This is a genomic window from Rhizobium oryzicola (assembly GCF_030504645.1).
Taxonomy (GTDB): Bacteria; Pseudomonadota; Alphaproteobacteria; order Rhizobiales; family Rhizobiaceae; genus Neorhizobium; species Neorhizobium oryzicola.
Genome location: NZ_JAUKWQ010000001.1, coordinates 1,467,247 through 1,473,401, shown reverse-complemented (window position 1 = coordinate 1,473,401; position 6,155 = coordinate 1,467,247). Strand labels below are relative to the sequence as shown.

The following is a 6,155-nucleotide window of genomic DNA, read 5'->3' as shown; positions in this document are numbered from 1 at the left end:
ACGCCTTGAACTCACCGAAAAACTTCGTGATTGCTGCCGTCAGCGACGTCTTGCCGTGGTCAACGTGGCCAATCGTGCCGATGTTAACGTGCGGCTTCGTACGCTCAAACTTGCTCTTTGCCATTGATGCTTCCTGTGGTGGTAAAGAATGATGGACCCGCGAGCGGGTTTGGTGCAGCCGTTTAAGGCTTTCCCTGTGAATGCGCAAGACATAATTACTAGGGCACGAAGTGCAAGGGCAACAGTTTGCCGCCACAGCGTTAACGCTGAAATTCGCTTGCCAAAACGTGCTGGAAATTTGGAGCGGGTAGCGGGAATCGAACCCGCGTATTCAGCTTGGAAGGCTGCTGCTCTACCATTGAGCTATACCCGCGGGGCTTGTCTCTCGATCAGAATGGTGGAGGGAGTTGGATTTGAACCAACGTAGGCTGAGCCAACGGATTTACAGTCCGTCCCCTTTAACCACTCGGGCATCCCTCCAATATTCTGGACCGAAGCCAAGCTCTTTTTCGTCACCGCGGTGATGTGTTCCGCAGCCACGGCGGCGTATATGACGGCAGCTTGTCGGTCTGTCAACACAGCCTGTCACGAAAAATGTCAGAAAAAATAATTGTCCCCACGCCACCGGCTTCTGCGGCTCTATGCGCTTGCGCTTGCGAGAGCTATAAGGCCGCATGAGCAAAGATGATCGAAAAGACAAATCCCCCCGCGATACCCATTACGCGAATCTGAGGCGTGCCGTGCGTGACGCCAAGCGCGAACGTGGGGAAATACCAACACCCGCCGCAGGCCGACGCCCGAAGGGCAAGGACAGCGACTGGAAAGCGCCGCAGCTGCGCCCCGAACAGGTCTTCCTATATGGGCTGCATACGGTGCGCGCCGCGATCGACAATCCGGAGCGCCGCAACATCCGGCTGATGGCCACGCAAAATGCCCTGCCCCGGCTGGAACTCGCGGAAGATGCCGCTCTTCCCTTTCCTGTGGAAATTGTCGCTCCTTCCGATATCGACAAGCTGGTGGGACCGGATGCGATCCATCAGGGGGTTCTTCTGGAAACACAGCCCCTGCCTTTGAAGCGTCTTGCGGCGCTGACGGAGTCCCGTCTGCTTCTGGTGCTTGATCAGGTGACCGATCCACACAATGTCGGCGCGATCATGCGATCCGCCGTTGCCTTCGGCGCGGGCGCCCTGATTACCACCCAGCGCCACAGCCCGACCGAATCGGGTGTGCTCGCAAAATCCGCGTCCGGTGCGCTCGAACATATTCCCTACATTCAGGTCACCAATCTGGCAGATGCGTTGAACGAATTGTCGAAGCTCGGCTTTCAAACGATCGGCCTTGATTCGGAAGGTCCTGCGGTTCTCGAACAGACATTCTCCGGGCAGAGCCTCGCGCTGGTGCTCGGGTCCGAAGGAAAGGGTCTCCGCCAGAAGACCCGGGAAACGGTGGATGCCCTGGCTCGCCTCGACATGCCGGGCGCCATCAAATCGCTGAATGTCTCGAATGCAGCCGCAATTGCGCTTTACGCAGCGCGCCAGCACCTGGCAAAGCCAACATGATTACGGCTAGCGATGAAAGAGCCTGAGCCGTTCGGGCGGTGTGATCGATGTTCCGTCACGCATCGCGGCTGCATATTGAATGGCCCCGATCAATTCCAGATCGAATAGCGGTTTGGAGATGACTCCGAGCGCACCCGGAATTCCGCTGGCCAGTGCTTCCGGGTTTGCAGTCATGAACAGAACGGTAATACCTTTGGCGGCAAAGGCCCGACCGATATCGGGTCCCGTCGCACCGTCCTGCAGTTGGACATCCACAAGTGCGATGTCGCAATCCTCTGAATGGTAAAAGGCGTCGCGTGCATTTGCCGCGATGCCAGAAACTTCGTATCCAAGCGCCAGCACGGCGTCTTCGATGTGAAGCGCGATCAGAAGCTGATCTTCAACGACCAAGACCCTGTGCGGCATGACCCCCTCGCGCTGCCTGGAGCTTCACGGTAACGCGAAAGGGTCGTTTTTGTTCCCGCGAATTGCAGCCTTAGGATGAGGACCCGATCATCTTGCTGAAATGGTGTGAGGCGATCCGGATGAGATACGAGGCGAAAAACGTAGACGATGCTCCCGCATCGGCGAGGCTTTTCAACGACGTAGACCGCCGGATCGACCACATCCCGAGCATAATCCCGCCGGGATTATGCGGAGGACGCGCGAACGGCTGCAATCTGCTGTGTCGAAGCACTTGAATGGGTCTGGAACCCATCCGTGCGTGCTTCTCCCCGCATATCATGGCCGTTCATCGCGCCATTCCAGCAATATGATCTCGTCCTCACCCTAGGCTGCGTTGGGAGCGGGTTCTCCGTCTGGCCGCACGGTCATGATCTCGCGGATCTGGTCGAGCGAGCGAATGAAGGCGTCCACGCAGCTCGGATCGAACTGGGACCCTGCCCGGTCCTTGATGTGCTGAATAGCACGCTCCACCGACCAAGCTTCCTTGTAGGGCCGTGCGGTGGTCAATGCATCGAAGCTGTCGGCCACAGCCACGATTCGCCCGGCAATCGGGATTTCTTCGCCGGTGAGACGGTTCGGATAACCCTGACCATCCCAGCGTTCGTGATGCGCGCCGGCAATTTCGGCGGCGAGCTGCAGGAGGCCAGACCGTGATTCGCCAAGGATGCGGCTGCCAATCGTCGTATGGCGCTGCATCTGAGCCCGTTCCTGGTCGGTGTAGATGTCCCGCTTCAGGAGCACAGCATCAGGAATTCCGACCTTGCCAATATCGTGCATTGGGGCAGCGAGACGGATATCGGCACAGATATCCACCGGCAAACCGTAGGAGCGCGCGATGATTTCGGAATAGGCGCCGACACGCAATGTATGAAGCGCTGTTTCCGGATCCTTGTAACTCGCCGCCAGGGTCAGACGATAGATAATTTCCTGTTCGCGCTCACGCAGTTCGGCAATCGCCTTTTCGACTTCCTGACGCAGCCATTCGGCTTTCTCGGCAAGCTGGTTTCTGGCATCGATCAGGGCGACAAGGTTGCGAATGCGGGCCTGGAATTCCAGCGGGTTGATCGGCTTCGTCAGAAAATCGATCGCCCCGGCATTCAGAGCCGCCATGCGCGTGGTGTTGTCCATGTCTGCAGTGACGATGACAAACGGACGATCCCGATACTTTTCGAACTGGCGTATCTCCAGAAGGAGATCGACGCCGTTGTAGACAGGCATCTGAAAATCAACCACGCCAATGTCGAAGTCGAGATCGGGCATTGCCTGCAAAACTTCGGCCGGGGTGGAAAAGCCAAGCGCGGAGCAACCGGGGACGCTGGCGGCGAGTTTCTTGAGAAGCGTCAGGTTCGTCTTGTTATCGTCGACGACAAGAATGCGCATGTTCCATCTCCCTTTCAGGCGGCCAGCCGTTGTCTGGCGTCTGTTAACTTATGTGTCAGCATTTCGAGATCGTCGGCGGAAAGCTTTGTCTTTCGCAACGCCTGGGACGTTTCGGCGATGTCGATAAGGCCGATATTGGAAGCTGCACCCTTGAGGGTGTGCAGCAGTGGATCGGTGTCCTTTTCGCGCCCCTCGCTGAGCGCGCAACGCAGTCCTTCGAGCAATTCGACGGCATCCTCGAAAAACGCATCAAGCAGTTCATCGAAGGCTTCCTCTCCCAGGACCGCGGCGATTTCCTCGCGTCTGTGTGCCACTGGATCAGGGCCGCTCGCCGCCGTGGCAGATTGCGCCGCAGCGACCACAGGCCGCATTGCTGTCGGCGCTTGAGGAATTTGCCGACCAGTGTCCAGAATCAGCCGATGCAGCATGGCGATGCTGATTGGTTTTGCGTGGAAGCCTGCCATGCCCGCTTCTAGGCAAAGGCGGCGATCTTCCTCGGATGCATTCGCAGTCAAGGCAACGACAGGCGTATCCCTGGACGGCAGCATCGACATGCGCAGGCGACGGGTCGCCTCGATACCGTCCATGACCGGCATCTGCATATCCATCAGGATCAGATCGAAGCGCTCTGCAGCGGCAAGTTTCAGCGCCACCTCTCCGTTCTCTGCAAGCGCCACATCCTGTCCCAGATGAGCGAGATACCCCATGATGACCTGCTGATTCACCTTGTTGTCCTCGGCCACGAGGATACGGAGCTTACGAAGTGGCTCCTGCGGCAGGGCTATGACCTGGGCATGCGGCGCGGGCGGTGTTTCAGAAGCCTGCACAGGCAGTTCGAACCAGAAGGTGCTGCCCTCGCCGCGCCGGCTCTCGACACCGACACGGCCGCCGAAGCGATCGATGATTTCCTTGCAGATGGTAAGCCCGAGACCGGTGCCGCCGTACTTGCGCGTGATGCTGGCATCGACCTGCGAGAATGGGCGGAAGAGCTTTTCCTTGCCTTCCTCCTCGATACCTATGCCGGTATCCTGGACTTCGACACGCAACCAAAGCGTTCCCTGAATTAGAACTTGGCGCATGCGCAGGGTGACGACCCCCTGAGACGTGAACTTCACCGCATTGCTCATGAGGTTCAGCATGACCTGCCGCAGGCGGGTCGGATCGGAAACGATGAAGCGGGCCCGCCAGGTCTGCGGCAGGTCAAGGACAATATTGTTGCCCGCCTCCGCTGCACGTCCCCGCATCATATCGACTGAGGTTTCGGCAAGAACCTGAAGGTCGAGCGTGCGGCGCTCGAGCTCCAGTTTTCCATGCTCGATCTTGGCGTAATCCAAGATCTCATTGATGATGTCGAGCAGTGTTTCGCCGGAGCGCCGGATAGTCCGAATATGCGCAGAGGCTTCCGGAGAGAGCCGCGTCAATTCCAGCAGTTCGACCATGCCCAGGATGGCATTGAGTGGCGTGCGGATCTCGTGGCCCATGGTCGCCATGAATTGCGATTTGGCCCGATTACCCGCTTCCGCGGCCTGCCAAGAGGCGGTCAATTGTTCTGCCATCGTCTCAAGGCTTGCACCTGCGGCCTGCACTCCATGCAGTTGCCGCCGCAGTGTGACGATCAGAAAGACCACCGACACAACCAACAGGCCAATGAGGCCGATCGACTTGCGCTGAAGGGATTCGAGCTCACCTCGATTGACGGCACGTTCTTCACTGATGGACGTGTTTGTATAGACGAGAAGCTCGGAAGTTTCGCGAGACAGCACCCCAAGTTCGTATTCCAGACTTTTCAGACTTCCGATCGAAAGCGTTTCGCCTCCGGCAATCGCATCGAACAGGCTCTGGCTTTCCAATACGATCCGATGCATTTCCGCCAGCTGAAGACGTACCCGTTCGTCCGCGACGAAGTTCTCCTCGAACTTGGTCTGCTCCAGCGTGGTCAAGCGCGAATAAACGATGTCATAGCTCAGGGACAGCTTCTGCAAAGCCTCCGCCGTCGGCTCGCCGCTGGCGATGATCAACTCGGCCCGATGGTGCAGGTTGTTCGCCTCACGGTTCAGTTGATAGACAGACCACATCGCGTTTTCACGAATGGCGTCCCGCAGGTTGCCTTGACGATTGGACATGTCGACGTAGAGGGAGACGAGGATAGACAGCAGGATCACCGCAAAGATCTGCAGCACGGCAGTCGTGCGGCTTGCCCTGCGGATGACGTCTCCTCCAAATGGCGTTGCTGGTGTCACGGCTTGACCTCGATCTCCTTGATCTGCCAGACGGAGCGGGAGAAATACTGCTCGTTATAGAGCGATGGATCGAGGTCGAACGGATAGATCAGGAAGAGCGGCCCCTTGTCACGCACAGACATCGGCTTGCCGTTGATACGGGTCGCCAGGATCGTATCCAGTTGTGCGGCATCGGCCATCGGAACCATGGCAAAGTAATCGTTCAGGGCACGCACCTGCAAGGTCGTCCCGTTAGCGCCGGCAGCCTCAAGGACGGCGCGCAGCAGCGGGCCGGAAAACGTCGCCTTGCCGTCGATCCAGGGCGTATTCATGGTGCCGGTGCGGCTCTTCAATGCTTCCAGCATCTGTAAATCGAACTGCGCCGTCGTGCCGGCATTCGGCTTGGTAACGGCACCGGTCACGGTCAGAATAACGGGGCCGGTCGGACGGTCGAGAGCGAAGGCCCCGCCCGTCAAGAGGGTCATCAAAGTGGCGGCACATGCAACGATACGAAACAGCTTCATGACACGAATGCCTCTGTAAAGGTTGTCGG

The 6,155-nt window shown here is 58.3% G+C and carries 5 protein-coding genes, 2 tRNA genes and 1 pseudogene; 1 reads left to right on the top strand and 7 read right to left on the bottom strand.

Annotated elements, in window-relative coordinates:
- The 3 genes from Q2T52_RS07325 to Q2T52_RS07315 all read right to left on the bottom strand — a co-directional run.
- Window positions 1-124 (bottom strand): GTP-binding protein (locus tag Q2T52_RS07325; protein ID WP_247644297.1); only part of this gene is annotated, 124 nt, incomplete at its 3' end.
- Between the two features lie 175 nt (window positions 125-299).
- Window positions 300-373 (bottom strand) — tRNA-Gly (locus Q2T52_RS07320).
- A gap of 22 nt (window positions 374-395) precedes the next feature.
- Window positions 396-480: transfer RNA gene (locus Q2T52_RS07315), tRNA-Tyr, on the bottom strand.
- Window positions 481-674: 194 nt separating this feature from the next.
- Between Q2T52_RS07315 and rlmB the strand changes: the two genes are divergently transcribed.
- Window positions 675-1,559 carry a 23S rRNA (guanosine(2251)-2'-O)-methyltransferase RlmB gene (rlmB, locus tag Q2T52_RS07310; RefSeq protein WP_302075981.1) on the top strand — a complete coding sequence of 295 codons (885 nt, stop codon included), beginning with the start codon at window positions 675-677 and terminating at the stop codon, window positions 1,557-1,559.
- Between the two features lie 6 nt (window positions 1,560-1,565).
- On the opposite strand, the pseudogene Q2T52_RS07305 reads toward rlmB, so the two are convergent.
- The 4 genes and pseudogenes from Q2T52_RS07305 to Q2T52_RS07290 form a co-directional block, all read right to left on the bottom strand.
- Window positions 1,566-1,970, bottom strand: a pseudogene (locus Q2T52_RS07305) (response regulator); the annotation flags it as partial.
- 357 nt (window positions 1,971-2,327) lie between these two features.
- Window positions 2,328-3,383, bottom strand: a complete 1,056-nt coding sequence (locus tag Q2T52_RS07300; RefSeq protein WP_302075980.1) for an HD domain-containing phosphohydrolase — start codon at window positions 3,381-3,383, stop codon at window positions 2,328-2,330.
- 14 nt (window positions 3,384-3,397) lie between these two features.
- The gene (locus tag Q2T52_RS07295; RefSeq protein ID WP_302075979.1) at window positions 3,398-5,623 is read right to left on the bottom strand and encodes an ATP-binding protein; all 2,226 of its coding nucleotides are present in this window, start codon (window positions 5,621-5,623) and stop codon (window positions 3,398-3,400) included.
- Complete coding sequence (locus Q2T52_RS07290; protein ID WP_302075978.1) at window positions 5,620-6,126, bottom strand: putative pterin-binding protein; 507 nt, start codon at window positions 6,124-6,126, stop codon at window positions 5,620-5,622. The genes Q2T52_RS07295 and Q2T52_RS07290 overlap by 4 nt, the downstream gene beginning before the upstream one ends.
- Between the last annotated feature and the right edge of the window lie 29 nt (window positions 6,127-6,155).